We start from the raw sequence: 21,065 nt of genomic DNA, 5'->3' as shown, positions 1-21,065 counted from the left end.
GGCCTTCCTGCCTTTGGTGCGGGCAAATCGACCCTTGTTTCGCCTTCTGCCGGAACATTCGCGGGCGGTGCCTGTTCTGTTCCTGTCCGATCCAAGGAGGCATATCCGTGTCCAACGACCAGCCCGCTACGCCATCCCCCGCCAAGGCCCGCACTCCCCGGCGATCGCCGCGACGGGCAGCCGACGCCGATCCGACCCTGCTGCGCCTTGCCGCCGCGCGTCTGGCGATCGAGGGGATTTCCCATCAGGTCGATGGCGGGCGCTTTGCGGCAAAGGTCGTGGCCGGGCAGCCGGACCTGTTCCAGGCGGACATCTTTTCGGACGGGCACGACATCATCGGCGCCGCTTTGCTGTGGCGCCCGGTCGGGCAGGAGGATTTTGCCGAGGTGCCGATGACCTTCGTCATCAACGACCGCTGGCAGGCCAGTCACGCCTTCGACGCGCCGGGGGACTATCAGATCGGCTTTGCCGCTTGGCGCGACCTGTTCGCGACATGGCGCAAGGAGATCCTGGCCAAGCATGCCGCGGGTCAAGCCATATCGCTGGAACTGACCGAGGGCCGGCGTCTGATCGAGGCCGCCATGGGCCCCAAGGGCCGAGGCGGCGCCGACGACCGGGCCGCGCTGGAGGCGGTTCTGGCGCAGGACGACGGTCTGGCGGCGCAGGGCGATGCGGCCCGCCTGGCCGCGCTGACGGATGATCAGGTGACCGCGCTGATGAACCGCGCTGCACCCCGGACCGACCTGACGCTGTCCGACACGCTGCCTTTGCATGTCGACCGGCAGGCCGCGGCCTTCAGCGCGTGGTATGAACTGATGCCCCGGTCACAATCGGGCAGCATGGACCGGCACGGCACCTTCGACGATGTGATCGCGCGCCTGCCCTATGTGCGCGATCTGGGCTTTGACGTGCTGTATTTCCCGCCGATCCACCCGATCGGGCGCACGAACCGCAAGGGTCCGAACAACAGCCTGACCGCGGGGCCGGGCGATCCCGGCAGCCCCTATGCCATCGGGTCCGCGGATGGCGGGCATGATGCGATCCACCCCGAACTGGGCGATTTCGACGATTTCCGCCGCCTGATCGATGCCGCCCGCGACCACGGGCTGGAGATCGCGCTGGATTTCGCGATCCAGTGCTCGCCGGATCACCCGTGGATCAGGGAACACCCGGAATGGTTCGACTGGCGCCCCGACGGCACCATAAAGTTCGCCGAGAACCCGCCCAAGAAGTACGAAGACATCGTCAACGTCCATTTCTATCGCGATGCCCTGCCGGGGCTGTGGTACGCGCTGCGCGACATCGTGCTGTTCTGGGTGAACCACGGGGTGCGCATCTTCCGCGTGGACAACCCGCACACCAAGCCCTTCCCCTTCTGGGAATGGATGATCGCCGAGGTCCGTCGCGTCGATCCGGGCGTGATCTTTCTGGCCGAAGCCTTCACCCGGCCCAAGGTGATGAAGCGGCTGGCCAAGGTCGGCTTTTCGCAATCCTATTCCTATTTCACCTGGCGCAACGAAAAGGCCGAGATCACCGAGTACCTGACCGAGCTGACGCAGACCGACAGCCGTCTGGTGATGAACCCGAACTTTTTCGTGAATACCCCCGACATCAATCCACGCTATCTGCAGTCCAGCGGTCGGCCCGGGTTTCGCATCCGCCTGGCACTGGCCGCGACCCTGGGCGGGAATTACGGCGTCTATAGCGGCTTCGAGATCTGCGAGGCCGCGCCCGTGCCCGGCAAGGAAGAGTATCTGGACAGCGAGAAGTACCAGCTGCGGGTCTGGGACATGGACCAGCCGGGCAACATCCAGGACGACATCCGCCTGATGAACCGCCTGCGCCGCGATCACCCGGCGCTGCGCCAGTTCACCGATCTGACCTTCCACGTGGCCCATAACGACCAGGTTCTGGCCTATGGCAAGCGCTCCGGGGACGATTACGTGTTGATCCACGTCAACCTGGACCCGCACAACACCCAGGTGTTCCAGTTCGAGGTCCCGCTGTGGGAATTCGGCCTGCCCGACGACGCGTCGATCGAGGTCCGTGACCTGATCCACGGCAACAGCTTCACCTGGCACGGCAAGACCCAGACCCTGGACCTTGATCCGCAGACCCGTCCCTATGCCATCTGGCAACTCATCGCACCCGGAGCGCCGCGCCCATGAACATCCCGAACCCCAAGCGCGACGGCGCAACCTTCGCCGTCACCGGCGGCATCGACCGCGACCAGGCCGACTGGTACAAGGACGCGGTCATCTATCAGCTGCACATCAAGGCGTTCATGGATTCGAACGGCGACGGCATCGGCGATTTCGCCGGGCTGATGCAGCGGCTGGACTATGTTCAGGAGTTGGGCGTGACGGCCATCTGGCTGCTGCCCTTCTATCCCTCGCCCCTGCGCGACGACGGCTATGACATCGCCGACTATCGGTCGATCAATCCGTCCTATGGCGCGATGCGCGACTTCAAGGCCTTCGTGACCGAGGCGCATCGGCGCGGCATCCGCGTGATCACCGAACTGGTCATCAACCACACCAGCGACCAGCATCCGTGGTTCCAGAAGGCCCGCCATGCCAAGCCCGGATCGGCGGCGCGCGACTTCTATGTCTGGTCCGACACGGACGAGAAATGGCCCGAGACGCGGATCATCTTTCTGGACACGGAAAAGTCAAACTGGACCTGGGATCCGGTCGCGGGAGCCTATTACTGGCACCGGTTCTATTCGCACCAGCCCGACCTGAACTTCGACAACCCCAAGGTGCTGGCCGAGGTGTTAAAGGTCATGCGCATGTGGCTGGAAATGGGGGTCGACGGGCTGCGCCTGGACGCGATCCCCTATCTGGTCGAACGCGACGGCACCAACAACGAGAACCTGCCCGAGACGCATGACGTCCTGAAGGCCATCCGTGCCGATCTGGACAAGCATTTTCCCGACCGGATGCTGCTGGCCGAGGCGAACCAGTGGCCCGAGGACACCCGACCCTATTTCGGCGAGGGTGACGAGTGCCACATGGGCTTCCATTTCCCGCTGATGCCGCGTATGTACATGGCGCTGGCGCAGGCCGACCGACACCCCATCACCGACATCATCCGCCAGACGCCCGAGATCCCGGAAAACTGCCAGTGGGGCATCTTCCTGCGCAACCATGACGAGCTGACGCTGGAGATGGTGACGTCCGAGGAGCGCGACTATCTGTGGCAGACCTATGCCACCGACACGCGGGCGCGCATCAACCTGGGCATCCGCCGCCGCCTGGCGCCGCTGATGCAGAATGACCGCCGCAAGATCGAGCTGCTGAACTCGCTGCTGCTGTCGATGCCCGGCACACCGATCATCTATTACGGTGACGAGATCGGTATGGGCGACAACTATTACTTGGGCGACCGTGACGGGGTCCGCACGCCGATGCAGTGGTCGGGCGACCGCAATGCGGGCTTTTCCACGGCCAAGCCGCAGCAGCTTTATCTGCCGACGATCATCGACGCGGTCTATGGCCACCAGGTGATCAACGTCGAGGCGCAGGCGGACGACCCATCGTCGCTGCTGAACTGGATGCGCCGGATGATCACCGTGCGCCGCCAGCATCCCGCCTTCGGGCGCGGAGAGATGACGCTGCTTTATCCGCGCAACCGCAAGATTTTGGCGTATGTCCGCGAACACGAGGGGCGCGCCTATCTGTGCGTCGCCAACCTGTCGGACAGCGCGCAGGCGGTCGAGCTGGACCTGGCCAGCCGCCGCGGCATGGTGCCGGTGGAGCTGACCGGCCGGTCGGCCTTTCCGCCGATCGGCGATCTGCCCTACATGCTGACCCTGCCGGCCTATGGGTTCTTCTGGTTCGCCCTGTCGGGCGAGGAGGAGATGCCGTCCTGGCACGAACAGCTGCCCGACATCCTGCCGGAATTCATGACGCTGACCACCCGCGACGGCAAGGTCAGCACCGCGCTGGCCGGCCGCGAGGGGGCGCAGCTGCAGGCCGAGGTTCTACCCCAATGGCTGCCGCTGCAGCGCTGGTTCGCGGCCAAGGACCAGTCCGTCCCGACCCGTGTTCGTCTGCGTCAGCTGGGCGATCTGGGGCAGGGCGAACATGCGATGGTCGCACTGGACGTGACCCCCGGCGGCGAGGGCGAGGAGCAGAGCTATTTCCTGCCCCTGTCGGCCCGGTGGGGCGACGAGAACCTGCGTCCCGGTGCGCCCAAGCTGTCCTGGACGCTGGCCAAGATCCGCCACACCGCACGGGTTGGCGCGCTGGTCGACGGCGCCTTCGACGAACGCCTGCCGCAGCTGCTGCTGGACGGAATGGTCGAAGGCAAGGCCCAGGGCGATCTGCAGTTCCACGGCACCGACGCCCTGCGAGCCATCACTGAACCCGGCACCCCGCGCCAGATGGGGGTCGAGCAGTCGAACCTGTCGATCGCCTTCTCGGACCAGATCATCCTGAAGCTGTACCGTCGCCTGCGCACCGGGCATCAGCCTGATGTGGAAGTGGCGCAGTTCCTGACCACGGTCGCGGGCTTTGCCCATACGCCGCGCTATCTGGGCCATCTGGATCACAAGGGTGAACAGGACACGACCCTGGCGGCGGCCTTTGCCTTCGTGCCGAACCGGGGTGATGCCTGGACGGGCATCGTCGATGCGCTGATGCTGGAACTGAACGAAAGCGACGGATGGACCTCGGCGGGCGATGCCGCGCCGGTGCGGCACGGATACGACTTTCCGCTGTCGATCGGCACCTTGCTGGGACAGCGGACTGCCGAGCTGCACCGCGCCCTGGCGACGCCCACCGATGATCCGGCTTTCGCGCTGCAGGACCTGACCGCCGAGACGCTGCGCGGTTGGGCCGATGATGCGGTCGCCGATGCCGAGGCGATGCTGGCACGGCTGGAACAGGCCGACCTGCCGGACGATGCGGCGCCCCTGGCGCAACAGGTGCTGGCGCAGCGCGACGCGTTGCTGGACCAGCTGCGCCGGGTTGCGAAGCTGACCCCGTCCGGCGGGCTGTCGCGCATCCATGGCGACTATCACTTGGGCCAAGTCCTGCTGGCGCAGAACGACGTGGCCATCATCGATTTCGAAGGCGAGCCCGCTCGGTCGCTGGACGAACGTCGGGCCCTGTCGTCGCCCTTGCGCGACGTGGCGGGCATGCTGCGGTCCTTTGATTATGCCGCGATGACGGTCGTGGCACGGCATCGCGCCAGCTTTGGCACGACGGTCGAACAGGCGCTGGAGCGGATCGAGGATTGGCGGCGCACCGTCAGCGCGGCCTTCCTGGACAGCTATCGCCAGCATGTCGAGGGGTCTGCGAACCTGCCATCCGATCGCGCCGCGGCCGATGCATTGTTGGATTTGTTCCTGCTGCAGAAGGCCATCTACGAGACCGGGTACGAGCTGGGCAACCGCCCGGCCTGGGTCGGCATCCCGCTGGCCGGTATCCTGGAACTGCTGACGCAGGAGAACGCATGACCGATGTCGCATATCTGCCCGACGGGCTGACCTACACCGGGATCGAGGCGATCCTGCGGGGCCAGCATCACGATCCCTTCGCGATCCTAGGTCCGCATGACGGGCAGCTGCGCGTCTTTGCGCCCCAGGCCGCCGAGGTCCGCGCGGTGGCCGATGGCGGTGTCTTTTCGCTGGAACGCATCCACCCCGAAGGGTTCTTCTGCGGGCCCGCCCCGCAGGGGGACTATCGACTGGCGATGCGGGCGGGCGATCATGAATGGCAGGTCGACGACCCCTATCGCTTTGGCCCCGTGCTGGGAGAGATGGACGAATACCTGCTGGCCGAAGGCAGCCACCGTCGCCTGTACGACAAGCTGGGCGCCCATCCGGTCACCCATCAGGGCGTCGCCGGCGTGGCCTTTGCGGTCTGGGCGCCCAACGCGCGGCGTGTCAGCGTGGTCGGCCATTTCAACGCATGGGACGGGCGCCGCCACCCGATGCGCCGCCGTCTTGGCCCCGGCATCTGGGAGCTGTTCATCCCCGGCCTGACGACCGGAGAGGTCTACAAGTACGAAATCCTCAGCGCGCATGGCGAACGCCTGCCGCTCAAGGCGGACCCCGTCGGGTTCGCCCATCAGCAGCCGCCGGAAACCGCGTCCGTCGTCCACGGGCTGCCCGATCACGACTGGCGCGACGGCGCATGGATGACCGAACGCGCGCGCTGGCAGGACCGCCAGGCGCCCATCTCGATCTATGAGGTGCATCTGGGGTCATGGCGCCGGGGCGGCGATGCCGAGATCCTGGACTATGACGCGATGGCCGATCTGCTGGTGCCCTATGTCCAGCAGATGGCCTTTACGCATGTCGAATTCCTGCCGGTGGGCGAACATCCCTTTACCGGATCATGGGGCTATCAGCCCGTGGGCCTGTTCGCGCCGACCAGCCGCTTTGGTTCCCCCGAGGCATTCGCGCGGCTGGTGGATCGGCTGCACCAGGCGGGCATCGGCGTCATCATGGACTGGGTGCCCGCGCATTTCCCGTCCGACGCGCATGGTCTGGCGCAGTTTGACGGCACGGCGCTGTACGAACATGCCGATCCGCGCCAGGGGTTCCATCAGGACTGGAATACGCTGATCTACAACTTCGGCCGCCGCGAGGTTGCCAATTTCCTGCAGGCCAGCGCGCTCTACTGGGTCGACAAGTTCCATGTCGACGCGCTGCGCGTGGATGCGGTGGCGTCGATGCTGTATCTGGACTATTCGCGCCAGCCCGGCGAATGGGTGCCCAACCGCCATGGCGGCAACCAGAACTTGGAGGCCATCGACTTTCTGCGCGAGGTGAACACCCGTGTCATCACCGACCATCCCGGCACCGTGACCATCGCCGAGGAATCGACCGCCTTCCCGATGGTCAGCCGTCCGGTCGACCAGGGGGGCCTGGGCTTTGCGTTCAAGTGGAACATGGGCTGGATGCACGACACGCTGGCCTATTTCCGGCTGGACCCGATCCATCGGCAGTATCATCAGCACGATCTGACCTTCGGCCTGGTCTATGCCTTCTCCGAGGATTTCGTCCTGCCGCTGAGCCATGACGAGGTCGTGCACGGCAAGGGATCGCTGATCCGCCAGATGGCCGGCGACCGCTGGCAGAAGTTCGCGAACCTGCGGGCCTATTACGCTTTTATGTGGACCCATCCGGGCAAGAAGCTGTTGTTCATGGGCTGCGAATTCGCGCAAGACCGCGAATGGAACCACGACCAGTCGCTAGACTGGCATCTGCTGGACGACCCCATGCATTCCGGCGTGCAGGCGCTGGTCGGGGACCTGAACCGGCTGTATCGCGACACGCCCGCGCTGCACCGGCTGGATTGCGATCCCGACGGGTTCGAATGGATCGACAGCAGCGACAGCGCCCAAAGCGTCCTGGTCTGGATGCGCAAGTCGGACGACGGCGCGCCCCCGGTGGTGGTGGTGTGCAATCTGACCCCCGTCGTGCGCGAGGATTACCGGATCGGCGTTCCGGTTCCCGGTGCCTGGCGCGAGGTGCTAAACAGCGACGATCAGGCCTATGGCGGATCGGGTGTCGGCAACGCGGCGGTGCGCGATGCCGAAGCCGTCGTCTGGCATGGCCGCGACCAGTCGCTGAGCCTGACCCTGCCGCCGCTGGCGACCATCGTGCTGATGCCGGTGCAGGCATGACCTCTGCCCCTTCGGCGCCGGGTGACGGCAGCGACCTGCATGCCCGCGCCCGCGCCTATGGCATCCAGCCGCAATACGACCTGGTCGGGGGCGCCGTGCATGACGCCCCCGATGAAACTTTGCGCGGGTTGCTGGAGGCGTTCGACGCGGACACGCTGCCGCCCCTGGCGTCAGAGCCATGCCTGACCGCGCCCGCCGGCGCGCAATGCCATGTGCCCGGTCAGGGTCGTCACTGGGGCATCGCCTTGCAGCTGTACCAACTGCGCAGCGACCGCAACTGGGGCATCGGCGATTTCGGCGACCTGCACGTGCTGGCCGGTCATGCCGCGCAAGCCGGGGCGGCGTTTCTGGGCCTGAACCCGCTGCACGCGATGTTTCTGGCCGACCCGTCACGGTGCAGCCCGTTCTCACCCTCGAACCGCCGGTTCCTGAATCCGCTGTACCTGGCCGTCGATCAGGTGCCGGGATTTCGCGCCGACATGGCCGATGCGGCGGTGCTTGAGGACCTGCGCGCCGCGGAACTGGTCGACTATCCGGGCGTAGCCGCGGCCAAGCTGTCGGCCTTGCGCGCCATCTGGTCCGCAGGCGCGAGCCTGCCGGACGATTTCGTGGCCCAAGGCGGCGACGATCTGCGCCGCCATGCGCTGTTCGAGGTCGCCTCGGCCGCGATGGTCGATGCCGGTCACGGCGCGGGTTGGCTTGGCTGGCCCAAGGCATGGCGCGATGTCGATGGCGATGCCATGCGCCAGATGGCGCAGGAACGGGCGGATGACGTCGCCTTTCACATGTGGCTGCAATATCTGTGCCAGTCGCAACTTCAGGCCCTGCGCGACCGCTGTCGCGATCTGGGCATGGCGATCGGCCTCTATCTGGATTTCGCCGTCGGAGAGGCGGCCGACGGTTCTGGCAGCTGGGGCAGCGACATCGTGCTGCCCGACGTGCGCATCGGGGCACCGCCCGATTACTTCAACGAACAGGGGCAGGACTGGGGTCTGGCACCGCTGTCACCCGTCGCCATGGCCGCGACCCGCGCGGCACCGTTCCGCGACCTGATCCGGCACGCGACACGGCAGGCAGGCGCGCTGCGGATCGATCATGCGATGGGGCTGTGGCAGCTGTTCCTGATGCCCAAGGGGGCCGGGGCCGCCGACGGAACCTATGCCCGCTATCCGCTGGAGGACATGCTGTCCGCACTGGCCGAGGCATCCCGGCAGAACCGGACCACCATCATCGGAGAGGACTTGGGCAACGTGCCCCCGGGCTTCCGCGAAGTGATGGAGGCGTGCCGCATCCTGTCCTATCGCATCTTCTTCTTCGAACGACGCGAGGACGGCTTCATCCCGCCTGCGGACTATCCGCGCGACGCGCTTGCCTGCCTGTCCACGCATGACCTGCCGACGTTTCGCGGCTGGTGGAAGGGCGATGACGTGGCCCTGCGACAGCGGTTCGGCTTCATCAGCGACGCGGCCGCGACCGAACAGCGCGATGCGCGCACGGTGGAACGCGCCGATCTGTTGGCCGATCTTGTCGCGGCAGGGCTGCTGACCGGCGACGTCGCGGCGGGGATCGACCCGACCGACGCCCCCACCACATTGACCATCGCCGTGCATCGCCACTTGGCCAGCGCGCCGTCGCGCCTGTTCGCCGTGCGTCTGGAGGATCTGGCGGCCGAGCTGCACCCGGTCAACGTGCCGTCGACGGTGGACGAATATCCCAACTGGCGGCGCAAGTTGTCGATGCCGCTGGACGATCTGGTAGCAACGGCGCTGTTTCGGGATCTGACAGGCGGACTGGCAGCGGAACGGCCGATCGAACCCAACGCTGTCTGACCCCTGTGGAACAGGCAGCGCCAGGGGCCGTCAGTCGTTCTTCAACGCCTTCATCTCGTATTCCATCATGAACGAGATGAAGGACCGGATGACCACGATCGCGCCCAGCAGCAGGATGTTTGCCAGGCTGAGATGCAGGATGGTGCGGATCAGGTCGGCCACGATCAGCACCTCCAGCCCTGCCAGGATGTGCCGGCCAAGTGCCAGCCGCCCATGGTTCAGCTGATGATGGCGGTCATGCGCGTCGCGATGCATCACGTCACCCGACACAAAACGCGTAGCGAAACGCGCCACGCCCGGAAGCAGGATCCCGATCGCGAACAGCTCCAGCGCGATCACGATCCATTCCAGCCCCGTCGCCACCATGCCCAGGTGATCCGCCATGGAGGACATCGTCGTGTCAGTCATGCTGCCTCATCTTGTGGCGGCCGGTTCATGCCGTCTTCGTCCGTTCAGGCAGGGAATAGAGCAAGACGGCATCCGATGCACCACCCAAGGTTCGACGGACATCGTCGCCCTAATGCCCGACACCAATAAGTGGTCGCCTGTCCGCCCTCCCGCACGGCCATTGGGGCGTCATTCCTGACCGTTACAAGGAATGCGTTACGGAAAAGGTTCGATCCCAAATCATTCAAATCCAACAGAAAATCCCGGCATTCCTGCCGGGATCGATCCTACTGCCTGAACCGCTGACCGGTCATCAGGCCTGATCGCCATGCCCCTGCACGACCTGCGCGTGCTGGACGACCGTCCAGTCCTCATGGGCCTTCTGCCGATAGACGGATGTACAGGCGGCAGTAAATGTGGTGTCGCCCTTCTGCGCCTTGACCTCATAGCCGACGACGATCAGACCCTCCTGGGGACGAGAGATATGGCGGTTCGAAAAGGCGACCTCGTCCCATTCCGGCGTGCCGGTGACGGCCTCGACCGCGGCCTCGCCGTGAAACAGATAGGGCGCATGGCTCAGCGCCATCACGCATTCGGGGTCGACCCGCTCATGGTAGCGCCCTTCCGAGGCGCGCCACAGGCTTTCCTCAAAGTTCCAGACCCGTGTGTCATCCATCATGCATCTCCCGCTTGCGTTCCACCTCAACAGGAGGGATCGCAGCCGGTTCCCCGACGGGCGGCACAGTGTCGTGATGATGGCAGGGGGCGTAGCAATGATCGCGGATGGATCGATCGGCAGTCCCGTCCCGCACGCGTCGCGTACAAAACCGGTTCGGGCAGATAAACAACCGGGGAAAGAACCTAAAACAACACCAATCAACGTCCCCGGTTGTTATGTACCTTATGCCTGAAATTGATTGACCAGTCAGCCTATCTGTTTCGACAGGGTGGGGTGATCGCATATCCGACGGCACGAACAAGACCGGCCCCCGGAAACGGGACCGGGGGCCGCTGCAGGGGCCTGATCCACCCGCCTAATGAAGGCTGAGAGGAGAGGGAACTCGCTGATCGGGCAAACCCTGCACATACAGTTTACGGGCGGGGTCCGGAAAAGTTTCACCTTATGCGGGCAAGATTGCCTAGAGCGACAGATCCTCGATGATCTCGGCCCGCACGCCCTTCAGCGGGTCTTCCTCCGTATGCCGGACAAGATAGTCATAGGCCGCCTGATGGCTGTCGAATGCCATGGGCGCGTCGGTCGCGGTGAATCCGTCGCCTGCCTGCGACAGCTTCATGTGCGGGGCGGCGCCCAGGGCGATGACGAATGTCTGCATTCTGCTCTCTCCGGTCCGGACTGGTGGGGTCGGGCATGGCTGCGGCCCGCCGATCCCTACTGCAACGCGCGCCGGGCGAAAATGGCGCCGACCGTCACGCGGTTGGCACGGTCCCCCCGTCGATCACGTATTCCGTGCCGGTGATGCTGGCGGCGCGATCGGACGCCAGGAACGCGATCAGACTGGCCACCTCGGCGGGCCGGGACGGGCGGCCCAGGGGGATGCCGCCAAGGCTGTCCATGATGATCCGCCGCCCCCCGTCCAGGTCCGTGCCTGCATCCGCCGCCACGCGTTCGGCCAGCCTGACCGAGGCTTCGGTCTCGATCCATCCCGGCGCCACGCGGACCACGCGCACGCCACGAGGCGCGACCTCCTTGGACAGGCTCTTGCTGTAGACCGAGAGGGCGGCCTTGGCGCTGGCATAGGCGGTCGTGGCCTCGGGCAGGGGCAGCAGCGCCTGGATCGAGGTCACGTGGACCACCACGCCCGACCCCTGCGCGACCATGCCGGGCACCAGCGCGCGGTCCAGACGCAGCGCGGGCCGCAGGTTCAGGTCCAGTTCGGCCTCCCACTCCGCCTCTCCCAGGGCGGCAAAGCCGCCGCCGGGGGCGGACGATCCGCCCAGCATGTGCACGATGATGTCGACGCCACCCATCCGATCCCGCACGGCGGCCGCGACGCTGTCGCATCCCGCCAGGGTGGTCAGGTCGGCGGCGACGAAAAGATCGTCCGGCAGGTCGGCGGCCTTGCGCGCCGTGGTCAGCACCCGCGCGCCAAGGTCGCGGAACAGCGCCACCGTCGCCGCGCCTGCGCCCTGCGTGCCGCCGGTGATCAGGGCGCGCTTGCCCGCCAGCGTCAGGAACCAGGTCATGCGCCGATCTCCAATGTGGTGATGCGATCGTCGGACAGCGCAAAGGCAAAGCGCAGCACTGCCGGGCTGCCAGGGAAATCGCCGGTGACGGTGGCGCGGACGATCGTCCTGCCATCGGCCTGGGTCATGTCGATCGGTTCGGCATGGTGGCGGTACTTGGCCTTGGCGGCCAGCCACCAGTCGCGGATCTGCCGCGGCCCGTGATGGTCGCGACCTTCGTCGTGGACGACGGCATCGGTGGCGAAGGCGGCGGCCAGGGCGTCGCCATCCTGGGGCGCGCGGGCGCTGAAATAGGTGCGGATCGGGGGCGGCATCTGCATGGGACGTCCTTTCATGTCTGCTGCCCCCAACATAGCGCTGGACGGTCATGCGGATAATCGGGATAGATCGGCATCTGGTGATGACAGGATCGGGACAATGGGCGTCGTGCGATGGATGCAGGGCTGAAGGCGCTGGAGGCAGTGCTGGCCATCGCGCGGCGCGGATCGTTCCGAGCCGCGGCGCTGGACCTGGGCATGTCGACGACCGCCCTGTCGCACAGCATCGCGCGGCTGGAGGCGGCGCTTGGCGTCCGCCTGTTCAACCGCACCACCCGCAGCGTGTCGCTGAGCGATGCCGGCCGCGCCTTTGTCGCCCGCATCGGCCCCGCGGTGACCGAGATCCGCACCGCGATGGAGACCGCGCAGTCGCAAGGGACGACCCCCTCCGGCCTGCTGCGCATCAACGCATCCGTCCAGGCGGGGCGCGAGGTGGCGCCGCTGGTCCTGGCCTTCCTGCGCCGTCACCCCCGGATGCAGGTCGATCTTGTCACCGAAGGGCGGCTGGTCGACATCGTGGCCGAAGGGTTCGACCTGGGCCTGCGCCCTGCGGACCTGGTGCCGCGTGACATGATCGCCCTGCCCGTGGGGCGGCCGCAGCGCCATGCCGTCGTCGCATCGCCGGGCTGGATCGCGACACATGGTACGCCCCTGACGCCGGCCGATCTGCCCCCGGCGGAGTGCATCCGGGTGCGGCTGCCCAACGGCGCGCTGCTGCGCTGGCCGTTTCAGCGCGGCGCCGAGGTGGTGCAGATCGAGGCCCAGGGCCGCCTGACCCTGGACGAGGCCGCCATCGCGCGCGCCGCGGTGCTGGATGGCGCCGGCATCGGGTTCTTCATCGAACAGGACGTTGCCGATGACATTGCTGCCGGGCGGATGGTGCGCCTGCTGGCCGACTGGACGCCGCCGCGGGCGCGCTTCAGCCTGTACTATCCGGATCGGCGCAACCCGTCGGCGGGGTTTTCGGCGTTCCTGGCCATGGTCCGCGACGCGGGGCGTGCGTGATGGTCCGCGGTCCTATCGCGGCCGCAGCCCGTCCAGGAACACGTCCAGCAGCAAGCCGGCCCGCGCCGGGTCCGCGCCGGGACCATAGCTGAGGCTGAGCAGCACCCGGATCAGGTCGTCCGCCGTGACCGTGCCGCGGACCTGTCCCGCGGCCACGGCGCGGTCGCGCAGCCCGCCCACGGCCGCCAGCATGCGCGCCGACTGTTCGGTGAAGAACGGCGCCTCCTTGTCCAGCACCGGGGCCAGGGCCGCGACCATGCCCCGCTTGGTGGCCATCATGTCCAGCGCGGCGTGCATCCAGACGGGCAGGTCGTCGGCGCGGGCCAGTGCCTCCAGCGCCTCGACCTCGCGGGCATAGACGGCCTGGAACAGCGCCTCGCGCGTGGGGAAATGGCGGTACAGCGTCGCGATGCCCAGGCCTGCGCGTCGCGCCACGGCCTCCAGGCTGGCGGCGTCGCTGCGAAAGACCTCGCGCGCGGCGGTCAGCAGGCGGTCGCGGTTGCGGGCCTGATCTGCCCGCGGCTTGCGCGCGACTGGCGTGTCTTCGCCCATTCCCCGACGTCTCCTTCATCGTTGTTGCGAAACGGAGGATGCCTCCGTATAGTGATGCCATGGCCGCCACCGGCCCGACTTCCCGATAGCTTACCGCCAACGAGGGAAAGATGACACAGACCCTGAACCTGACCATCAACGGAACCCCCCGGGCGATCGCCCTGGACGACCCGCGCGCGACCCTGCTGGATGTGCTGCGCGAACGGATCGGCCTGACCGGGACCAAGAAGGGGTGCGACCGCGGCCAGTGCGGCGCCTGCACCGTGCTGATCGACGGGCGGCGCATGAACGCCTGTCTGGCCTTGGCGCTGTCCCATGACGGTGCCAGCATCACCACGGTCGAAGGCCTGGCCCAGGGTGAGGAACTGCACCCCGTTCAGGCCGCGTTCATCCGCCATGACGGGTTCCAGTGCGGCTATTGCACGCCCGGCCAGATCATGTCGGCCGTCGCCCTGATCGCCGAAGGCGAGGTCGGGCTGGACCCCGAGCGCGTCCGCGAAGGGATGAGCGGCAACCTGTGCCGCTGCGCCGCCTATGCCGGCATCACCGAGGCCGTGCTGGACGCGACCCGCGTCATGACCGCCCGCGAGGACGCGGCATGAACCCGTTCGATTACACCCGCGCCAACACGCTGGAGGCCGCAGTGGGCGCCGATGGCGCGATCCTGGCCGGTGGGACGAACCTGCTGGACCTGATGAAGATCGGCGTGGCGACGCCGTCGCGGCTTGTCGACATCTCGCGGCTGCCGATGCGGGAGATCGACGACCATGACGGCGGCCTGCGCATCGGCGCGATGGTCAGCAATGCGGATCTGGCGCGCGACCCGCGCATCCTGGCCCGGTTTCCCGCCGTGGCCGAGGCGCTGCTGTCCGGCGCGTCCCCGCAACTGCGCAACGCCGCCAGCACGGGCGGCAACGTGATGCAGGCGACCCGCTGCAGCTATTTCCAGGACCCGCTGTCGCCCTGCAACCGCCGCGAACCCGGGTCGGGCTGTTCCGCCATCGGCGGCGTGACGCGCAACCACGCGATCCTTGGCTGGTCCGACGCCTGCATCGCGACGCACCCGTCCGATCTGTGCGTGGCGCTGGCGGCCTTTGACGCGGTGGTCCATGTCGCGGGCCCCACCGGCACCCGCAGCGTGCCGATGGCCGTGTTCCACCCGCTGCCCGATGCGGTCGGCGTGCCGCCCGCCCTTTCGGCCGGAGAGGTCATCACCCATGTGACCCTGCCCGATCCCGGCGGCATGGCCCGACACGCCCGCTATCTGAAGCTGCGCGAGCGGACGTCCTATGCCTTTGCCATCGTCTCGGCTGCGGCGGGGGTCCATGTGGAGGACGACCGGATCGTGGCCGCCCGCCTGGCCCTGGGCGGGGTCGCGGCCCGCCCGTGGCGCGCCCATGCGGCCGAGGCCGCCCTGATCGGCCAGCCCGCGTCCGGGGACGCCTTTGCCCATGCCGCCGCGCTGGCGGTGCAGGATGCCGCGCCGTCGGGGGACAATGCCGCCAAGATCGTGCTGGCACAGCGGATCGCCCTGCGCGCGCTGGTGCTGGCCGCACAGGGCACGCCCGACCGGATGCCGGCGCTTCCCGCCTCTGTCTTCGAAGGAGACGACCATGGCTGACATGACGACCACCCAGCATCATGTGCGCTTGGGCTCGAACGCGGGTCAGCCGATGACCCGGCGGGACGGGGTGCTGAAGGTGACGGGCCGGGCCCCCTATGCGGCCGACCTGCGGCCCGAGGGCGTGCTGCATGCCGTCACCGCCGTCGCGGGCATCGCGCGGGGCACGGTCACGCATCTGGACACCGACGCGGCCATGGCGCATCCGGGCGTGGTCAGGGTCTATACCCCCGCGAACCGACCCCCGCTGGCGGTTCATCCCGACACCAAGATCCACGGCTTTGCCTGGAAGACCGAGGCGCTGCAGGACGACACGGTCCGCTATGCCGGCCAGCCCATCGCGCTGGTCGTCGCCGAGACGCTGGAGGCCGCAACCGAGGGCGCGCGCCTGCTGAACCCGCAGTATCGTGCCGACCCGCCGCGGATCGGCCTAGACGGCGATGCGCCCTATGAGCCGGAGGCCGTCAGCATCGGCCGCCCGCCATCGCTGCTGGTGGGGGACATGAACGCCGTCCGCGCGCGGGCCGCCCACCATGTCGACACGGTGATCGAAACCGCGGCCCAGTATCACAACGCGTTGGAACCCCATGCCATCACCGCCCGATGGATCGGTGACCGGCTGGAGATCGACACGCCGAACCAGGCCATCGGCCTGCTCAAGCAAAGCTTTTCGGCCTATCTGGGCATCGATCCGGCGCAGATCGTGATCCGCAGCCCGTTCCTGGGCGGCGGCTTCGGGTCCAAGGCCATCCTCTACGGTGCCCAACTGATGGTGGTTCTGGCGGCGCGGGATCTGGGCCGGCCCGTCAAGCTTGCCCTGCGGCGCGACCACATGTACGGCCCGGTCGGCCACCGTCCCGCCACGCGGCAGACGCTGCGGCTGGACCTGGACGACCAGGGGCGCATCATGGCGCTGGACCATCACACGCTGGCCGTCGCCTCCAGCTTCGACGATTTCATCGAAAGCGCATCGAACGCCTCGCACAGCGTCTATGCTACGACCGCGATGCGCATGACGCACAGCGCGGTGCGCGCCGATACCGGCACGCCCGGCCCGATGCGCGCGCCCGGAGAGGCGCCGGGATCGGCGGCCCTGGAGGTGGCCATCGACCAGGCAGCCCATGCGATGAGCATGGACCCGCTGGCCTTCCGCCTGCTGAACTATGCCGAAACCGACCCGGCATCGGGGATGGCGTTTTCGTCCAAGGCGCTGCGCGAATGCTATGCGCGGGCCGCTGACCTGTTCGGTTGGGCCGACCGCCCGACCGCGCCGCGGCAGATGCGCCAAGGGCGGCTCCTCAAGGGCTGGGGCATGGGCACGGCGCAGTTTCCCTGCCCGATGTTCCAGGCTGCGGCGCATGCGACGCTTCGTGCCGATGGCAGCGCTGTGGTTGAAACCTCGGCCGCGGATATGGGGCAGGGCGCCTGGACCGCGCTGGCGCAGATCGCCGCCGACGGGCTTGGCATCGATGTCGACCGGCTGGAGTTCCGGTCGGGTCATTCCGACCTGCCCGACGCCGGGGTGGCGGGCGGATCGGGTCACACGGCCACGGCGGGCACGGCGCTGTTCAACGCGGGCGCCGACACGGTGCGGCAGCTGGCCGACATCGCGACGAAGGATCCCGGATCACCGCTGTTCGGGGCCGGCAATGCGGGCGTCACCGCGCGGGGCGGGCGCCTGTACCGCAACGACGACGACAGCCGCAGCGAGGCCTATGAGGACATTCTGGCCCGCGCCGGGCTGGACCTGCTGCGCGGAGAGGGCAGGGGCGCCCGCGAGGGCGAGCCGGAACGGGCGATGTTCTCTCATGGCGGGGTCTTCGCCGAGGTGCTGGTCGACCCGGACCTGGGTCAGATCCGGGTCAGCCGGCTGGTCGGTGCCTTTGCCGCCGGTCGCATCGTCAACCCGCATCTGGCGCGCAGCCAGCTGCTGGGCGGGATGATCTGGGGCATCGGCTTTGCGCTGCACGAGGAGGCGGTCCATGACCCGCGCACGGGGCGGTTCACCAACAACGACCTTGCCGGATATCACATCCCGGTCAATGCCGACGTGCCGCATGTCGAGGCGCTGACCGTCCACGAGGACGACGAGTTCGTGAACGCGCTTGGCATCAAGGGTGTCGGAGAGCTGGGCGTCACCGGCACGGTGGGCGCCATCGCCAATGCCGTCTGGCATGCGACCGGCATCCGCCCGACACGGTTCCCGATCCATCCCGAAAGCCTGATCTGACGGAAAGGGCCGGCCCCGCGCAGGGGCCGGCCGCAGGGATCAGTTCGACTTGACCGCGGGCAAGTCGATGTTGATCTCAAGGCTGGACATGTTGTCGCCGCGCTCCATGCGGACGTCGACATCCTTGTCGCCGATCGGCACGTGCTTGCGGATCGCCGCGACGATGTCGCGCTGCAGCATCGGCAGGTAATCCGCCTCGGCGGTGCCGCTGCTGCTGCGTTCATGGGCCAGAAGGATCTGCAGGCGGTCTTTGGCCGTCTGCGCGGTCGCGGGCGGGGTCTTCTTGCGGGCGAATCCGAACAGGTTCATGACGCCCGCCCGAACAGACGCTGGAATAGGCCGGGGCGGCGTTCGCCCTGGATGCGCATCTCGACTTGGGTGCCGGTCAGGCGGCTGACGGCGTCGTTATAGGCCTGGGACGCGGCGGAAGGGCCGTCCAGGGTGACGGGCGTGCCGACGTTCGACGCCTTCAGGATCGCCTTGCTTTCCGGCACGACGCCCAGCAGCGGGACGGCCAGGATCTCCAGCACGTCGTCGACGGTCATCATCTCGCCGCGGTCAACGCGCTCCTGGTCATAGCGGGTGATCAGGACCTGCGCCTTGATGGGCTCGGCGCCCTGGGTCTCGGCGCGCTTGGTCTGGCTGCTCAGCAGGCCCAGGACGCGGTCGCTGTCGCGCACCGACGAGACCTCGGGGTTGGTCACGACGACGGCCTCGTCGGCGAAATACATCGCCATCTGGGCGCCGTGCTCGATCCCCGCCGGGCTGTCGCAGACGACATAGTCGAATTCGGCCTTCAGCTCGTTCAGGACCTTCTCGACGCCTTCCTTGGTCAGGGCGTCCTTGTCGCGGGTCTGCGAGGTCGGCAGGATCGACAGCGTGTCGACCCGCTTGTCCTTGATCAGCGCCTGCTTCAGCTTGGCGTCGCCCTGGATGACGTTGATGAAGTCGAACACCACCCGGCGTTCGCAGCCCATCGTCATGTCCAGGTTGCGCAGGCCCACGTCGAAATCGATGACGACGGTCCGGAAGCCCTTCTTGGCCAGCGCGGCCGAGATCGCCGCCGACGATGTCGTCTTGCCCACGCCGCCCTTGCCCGACGTGATCACGATGACCCGCCCAAGGGGCGGGTTGGTCTTGGGTTCTGTCGTCATGCGATCACCTCCATGCAAAGTTTTTCATCCCTGAGATATATGTGCGTGCAGCGTTGGAGGGCCGCCGCATCCAGCGTCTCGCTGGTCTGGTAAAGGCCCGCGATGGCCACAAGTTCGGCGCTGAGGTTCTGGCAGAAGATATGCGCGCCCTCGTCGCCATGACATCCCGCCATCGCGCGCCCGCGAAGCGTGCCATAGACATGGATGTTGCCCGCCGCCACCAGCTCGGCGCCCGACGCCACGGTTCCGATGATGGTCAGGTCGCCATGTTCGGCCATCACCCGCTGTCCGGACCGGACGGGCGCGTGGATGACGACGTTCTGGACCGGGGGCGGCACGTCGGCGGCAGCCGCGGCACCCGACGCGGCGGCGGCAGCGGCGGCCGCGCGGGGCAGCGGTGCGTCGCGTCCGGTGGTCACCGGGATCAGCCCGTGCCGGTCCAGCAGCGCCTCGTCCATGCCATGCGCGTTCTGGACGCCGAAGACCCGCAGTTCGCGGGTCCGCAGATGCGCCAGCAGGTCGCCGATGCGGCCGTCCTCGCGCAGGCCGGGGGCGTTGGCCAGGTCCAGCACCATCGGCGCGCCGGCAAAGAACTGGGGCGTGGTGCGCAGCTGTTCGTCCAGCTGGGCATAAAAGGCCGGGTCCGGGCTGTCACGATCGATGCGCAGGACAAGCGCAGTCAGGAATCGACCGCGCACCTGAAAGGCGGCGACGGTGGCCGGCGCGCGATCTTGCCGGTTCCGGGCGTATCGTTCTGACACGTCGAGGCTGCTCCTGCTCTGGGGCGGGTCGCGATTCGGTGCCGCGCCGCTTTTGTTGACCCTCCTCTTTCACGAACTGGCGGACAAAGGAAGAATCCCTGCGCGTTTTCAGCAGGAACCTGCCGCCGGAATGGCCCGCCCATGGCAGACAGGCGGTTCCCTGCCGACGCGCGCGATCCCCTGCGCAGCGATCGCGACCGCCGCGCAGGGCCGGGTCGGGTCAGATGCGCGCCTGCTGCCGCAGCGTGCGGACCTGTTCGGCCGTCAGATAACGACTGGCCGCCAGACCGTTGTCGCCCTGCCAGCGGGCGATGGCGCTGCGGGTCGAGGGTCCGAACGCCCCGTCGGCGCGCCCGTTCAGATAGCCCAGACTGATCAGCTGACGCTGGATCGCCACGCGTTCGTCGCGGGTCAGGCCCAGCAGCTCCTCGTCGATGGCAGCCGCGCGGTTCTCCGTCGGCGCCGGGTCGCGGCCTGCCGCATCGCTTTGCAGCGACCGGACCTGCGCGTTGGTGACATAGCCCGTCACCCGTTCGCCGGTGTCGCGCTGCCACATGCGGATCGCCTCTCGCGTGCCGGTGCCGAACAGGCCGTCCGCGCCCTTGGGGTCATAGCCCAGGGCAATCAGGTTGCGCTGGATCTGCACGCGCTGGCTGCGCGACAGGCGCAGGTCCAGTTCGGCCTGCGCCGCGGATGTCGCCGGATCGGCGGGGGCGGGGTTCGATGCGGCCGCCCCGTTCTGCAGCATCCGCGCCTGGTTGGCATTCAGATAGCCGTTGCCGGGAAGCTGTCGGGAATCCTGCCAGGCCGCGATCGCGCGGCGCGTGCCGGACCCGAAGACGCCGTCGATCCCCGACCGATAGAAGCCAAGCGTCGCCAGCCGCCGCTGAATCGCCATGCGGCTGGCCCGCGACAGGCCCAGATCGGCCTCGGCCCGTGCGGCGTTGTTCTGCGCCACGGGCGCGCCGCCCAGGTTCGACAGCCGCTGGCGGGCCTCGCGCGCATGGGTGCCGTTCGGATAGGCGTCGAGATACTGGCGATAGGCCGCGGCAGAGCCGTTCTCGACCACGCCCTGCCACAGCGAGCTTTCCTGGGCGGCCTGCTGCTGTTCCAGCAGGGTCTTGGCGATCGTGCCGACCATCTCGCCCAGGTCGGTTTCCGCCATTGCCATCTGGCCGGGCAGGGCCATCGTGCCTGCCAGCATCGTGGAAATGATAAAGCGTCGCATCATGTCTGTCCTTCCCGCGCGGATCAAAGCCGTACTGTCAACGTGCGTGATACCCGAAATATTTCCCGCGGAACCGGTGAAGACGCAAAATAAAGTAGATGTGTCCGTTCGTGTCGGGACCGGAGGGCCCCCGCG

At 67.6% G+C, this 21,065-nt stretch carries 18 protein-coding genes; 8 read left to right on the top strand and 10 right to left on the bottom strand.

The features are described from left to right. Nucleotides 1-200 precede the first annotated feature (200 nt). Genes FHD67_RS04415 through malQ form a run of 4 tightly spaced genes read left to right on the top strand, consistent with a single transcriptional unit; the run spans nt 201 to nt 9,470 of the window. A complete protein-coding gene (locus FHD67_RS04415) occupies nt 201-2,168 on the top strand; it encodes an alpha-1,4-glucan--maltose-1-phosphate maltosyltransferase (protein ID WP_139598034.1) in 1,968 nt (655 codons plus the stop codon). Further along, nucleotides 2,165-5,464, top strand: a complete 3,300-nt coding sequence (treS, locus tag FHD67_RS04410; protein ID WP_139597952.1) for a maltose alpha-D-glucosyltransferase — start codon at nt 2,165-2,167, stop codon at nt 5,462-5,464. The genes FHD67_RS04415 and treS overlap by 4 nt, the downstream gene beginning before the upstream one ends. Further along, nucleotides 5,461-7,641 (top strand): 1,4-alpha-glucan branching protein GlgB, encoded by a 2,181-nt coding sequence (glgB, locus tag FHD67_RS04405; RefSeq protein ID WP_139597951.1) that lies wholly within the window; start codon nt 5,461-5,463, stop codon nt 7,639-7,641. The genes treS and glgB overlap by 4 nt, the downstream gene beginning before the upstream one ends. Next, entirely contained in the window at nt 7,638-9,470 is a 1,833-nt protein-coding gene (malQ, locus tag FHD67_RS04400) for a 4-alpha-glucanotransferase (protein ID WP_139597950.1), read from the top strand. Before glgB ends, malQ begins: the two co-directional genes overlap by 4 nt. A 30-nt stretch (nt 9,471-9,500) precedes the next feature. On the opposite strand, the gene FHD67_RS04395 is transcribed toward malQ, so the two are convergent. The 5 genes from FHD67_RS04395 to FHD67_RS04375 all read right to left on the bottom strand — a co-directional run bounded on the left by FHD67_RS04395 (nt 9,501) and on the right by FHD67_RS04375 (nt 12,382). Further along, complete coding sequence (locus tag FHD67_RS04395; protein ID WP_139597949.1) at nt 9,501-9,878, bottom strand: DUF1622 domain-containing protein; 378 nt, start codon at nt 9,876-9,878, stop codon at nt 9,501-9,503. A 292-nt stretch (nt 9,879-10,170) separates the two neighbouring features. Further along, a complete protein-coding gene (locus FHD67_RS04390) occupies nt 10,171-10,536 on the bottom strand; it encodes a hypothetical protein (RefSeq protein ID WP_218062270.1) in 366 nt (121 codons plus the stop codon). Nucleotides 10,537-10,996: 460 nt separating this feature from the next. Further along, nucleotides 10,997-11,191 (bottom strand): hypothetical protein, encoded by a 195-nt coding sequence (locus FHD67_RS04385; protein ID WP_139597948.1) that lies wholly within the window; start codon nt 11,189-11,191, stop codon nt 10,997-10,999. Between the two features lie 94 nt (nt 11,192-11,285). Beyond that, nucleotides 11,286-12,062: an SDR family oxidoreductase gene (locus tag FHD67_RS04380; protein ID WP_139597947.1), complete on the bottom strand. Its 777-nt coding sequence runs from the start codon at nt 12,060-12,062 to the stop codon at nt 11,286-11,288. After that, nucleotides 12,059-12,382 carry a nuclear transport factor 2 family protein gene (locus tag FHD67_RS04375; protein ID WP_139597946.1) on the bottom strand — a complete coding sequence of 108 codons (324 nt, stop codon included), beginning with the start codon at nt 12,380-12,382 and terminating at the stop codon, nt 12,059-12,061. Before FHD67_RS04375 ends, FHD67_RS04380 begins: the two co-directional genes overlap by 4 nt. A gap of 111 nt (nt 12,383-12,493) precedes the next feature. Between FHD67_RS04375 and FHD67_RS04370 the strand changes: the two genes are divergently transcribed. Further along, nucleotides 12,494-13,384: a LysR family transcriptional regulator gene (locus FHD67_RS04370; protein ID WP_139597945.1), complete on the top strand. Its 891-nt coding sequence runs from the start codon at nt 12,494-12,496 to the stop codon at nt 13,382-13,384. A 12-nt stretch (nt 13,385-13,396) separates the two neighbouring features. Here the strand turns inward: FHD67_RS04370 and FHD67_RS04365 are convergent, their stop codons facing one another. Next, on the bottom strand, nt 13,397-13,936 hold the full coding sequence (locus FHD67_RS04365) for a TetR/AcrR family transcriptional regulator (protein WP_139597944.1): 540 nt from the start codon (nt 13,934-13,936) through the stop codon (nt 13,397-13,399). 110 nt (nt 13,937-14,046) lie between these two features. Between FHD67_RS04365 and FHD67_RS04360 the strand changes: the two genes are divergently transcribed. From FHD67_RS04360 to FHD67_RS04350, 3 genes are read left to right on the top strand one after another with little or no spacing between them, the layout of a single operon-like run. Further along, complete coding sequence (locus FHD67_RS04360) at nt 14,047-14,538, top strand: (2Fe-2S)-binding protein (RefSeq protein ID WP_139597943.1); 492 nt, start codon at nt 14,047-14,049, stop codon at nt 14,536-14,538. Continuing rightward, nucleotides 14,535-15,557 carry an FAD binding domain-containing protein gene (locus FHD67_RS04355; protein ID WP_139597942.1) on the top strand — a complete coding sequence of 341 codons (1,023 nt, stop codon included), beginning with the start codon at nt 14,535-14,537 and terminating at the stop codon, nt 15,555-15,557. Before FHD67_RS04360 ends, FHD67_RS04355 begins: the two co-directional genes overlap by 4 nt. After that, nucleotides 15,550-17,787, top strand: a complete 2,238-nt coding sequence (locus FHD67_RS04350) for a xanthine dehydrogenase family protein molybdopterin-binding subunit (RefSeq protein ID WP_139597941.1) — start codon at nt 15,550-15,552, stop codon at nt 17,785-17,787. The genes FHD67_RS04355 and FHD67_RS04350 overlap by 8 nt, the downstream gene beginning before the upstream one ends. 39 nt (nt 17,788-17,826) lie before the next feature. On the opposite strand, the gene minE is transcribed toward FHD67_RS04350, so the two are convergent. The 4 genes from minE to FHD67_RS04330 all read right to left on the bottom strand — a co-directional run bounded on the left by minE (nt 17,827) and on the right by FHD67_RS04330 (nt 20,933). After that, nucleotides 17,827-18,096, bottom strand: coding sequence for a cell division topological specificity factor MinE (minE, locus tag FHD67_RS04345; RefSeq protein WP_176695051.1), 270 nt, complete (start codon nt 18,094-18,096; stop codon nt 17,827-17,829). After that, nucleotides 18,093-18,941, bottom strand: a complete 849-nt coding sequence (gene minD, locus FHD67_RS04340; protein WP_045981816.1) for a septum site-determining protein MinD — start codon at nt 18,939-18,941, stop codon at nt 18,093-18,095. Before minD ends, minE begins: the two co-directional genes overlap by 4 nt. Beyond that, complete coding sequence (gene minC, locus FHD67_RS04335; RefSeq protein ID WP_139597940.1) at nt 18,938-19,702, bottom strand: septum site-determining protein MinC; 765 nt, start codon at nt 19,700-19,702, stop codon at nt 18,938-18,940. Before minC ends, minD begins: the two co-directional genes overlap by 4 nt. A 220-nt stretch (nt 19,703-19,922) precedes the next feature. Continuing rightward, on the bottom strand, nt 19,923-20,933 hold the full coding sequence (locus FHD67_RS04330; RefSeq protein ID WP_139597939.1) for a peptidoglycan-binding domain-containing protein: 1,011 nt from the start codon (nt 20,931-20,933) through the stop codon (nt 19,923-19,925). Nucleotides 20,934-21,065 lie beyond the last annotated feature (132 nt).

The sequence above is a fragment of the Paracoccus haeundaensis genome (genome assembly GCF_006239215.1).
In the GTDB taxonomy this organism is placed as follows: Bacteria; Pseudomonadota; Alphaproteobacteria; order Rhodobacterales; family Rhodobacteraceae; genus Paracoccus; species Paracoccus marcusii.
This window is presented reverse-complemented; position numbering and strand designations above follow the sequence as displayed.

Excerpts from the sequence above, each read along its gene's own strand:
- FHD67_RS04370 (WP_139597945.1), top strand. The coding sequence starts at position 12,494 with ATGGATGCAGGGCTGAAGGCGCTGGAGGCAGTGCTGGCCATCGCGCGG.
- FHD67_RS04365 (WP_139597944.1), bottom strand. The coding sequence starts at position 13,936 with ATGGGCGAAGACACGCCAGTCGCGCGCAAGCCGCGGGCAGATCAGGCC.
- treS (WP_139597952.1), top strand. The coding sequence starts at position 2,165 with ATGAACATCCCGAACCCCAAGCGCGACGGCGCAACCTTCGCCGTCACC.
- FHD67_RS04330 (WP_139597939.1), bottom strand. The coding sequence starts at position 20,933 with ATGATGCGACGCTTTATCATTTCCACGATGCTGGCAGGCACGATGGCC.
- FHD67_RS04360 (WP_139597943.1), top strand. The coding sequence starts at position 14,047 with ATGACACAGACCCTGAACCTGACCATCAACGGAACCCCCCGGGCGATC.
- malQ (WP_139597950.1), top strand. The coding sequence starts at position 7,638 with ATGACCTCTGCCCCTTCGGCGCCGGGTGACGGCAGCGACCTGCATGCC.
- FHD67_RS04375 (WP_139597946.1), bottom strand. The coding sequence starts at position 12,382 with ATGCAGATGCCGCCCCCGATCCGCACCTATTTCAGCGCCCGCGCGCCC.
- FHD67_RS04355 (WP_139597942.1), top strand. The coding sequence starts at position 14,535 with ATGAACCCGTTCGATTACACCCGCGCCAACACGCTGGAGGCCGCAGTG.
- FHD67_RS04390 (WP_218062270.1), bottom strand. The coding sequence starts at position 10,536 with ATGATGGATGACACACGGGTCTGGAACTTTGAGGAAAGCCTGTGGCGC.
- FHD67_RS04385 (WP_139597948.1), bottom strand. The coding sequence starts at position 11,191 with ATGCAGACATTCGTCATCGCCCTGGGCGCCGCCCCGCACATGAAGCTG.
- glgB (WP_139597951.1), top strand. The coding sequence starts at position 5,461 with ATGACCGATGTCGCATATCTGCCCGACGGGCTGACCTACACCGGGATC.
- FHD67_RS04350 (WP_139597941.1), top strand. The coding sequence starts at position 15,550 with ATGGCTGACATGACGACCACCCAGCATCATGTGCGCTTGGGCTCGAAC.
- minE (WP_176695051.1), bottom strand. The coding sequence starts at position 18,096 with ATGAACCTGTTCGGATTCGCCCGCAAGAAGACCCCGCCCGCGACCGCG.
- FHD67_RS04395 (WP_139597949.1), bottom strand. The coding sequence starts at position 9,878 with ATGACTGACACGACGATGTCCTCCATGGCGGATCACCTGGGCATGGTG.
- minD (WP_045981816.1), bottom strand. The coding sequence starts at position 18,941 with ATGACGACAGAACCCAAGACCAACCCGCCCCTTGGGCGGGTCATCGTG.
- FHD67_RS04380 (WP_139597947.1), bottom strand. The coding sequence starts at position 12,062 with ATGACCTGGTTCCTGACGCTGGCGGGCAAGCGCGCCCTGATCACCGGC.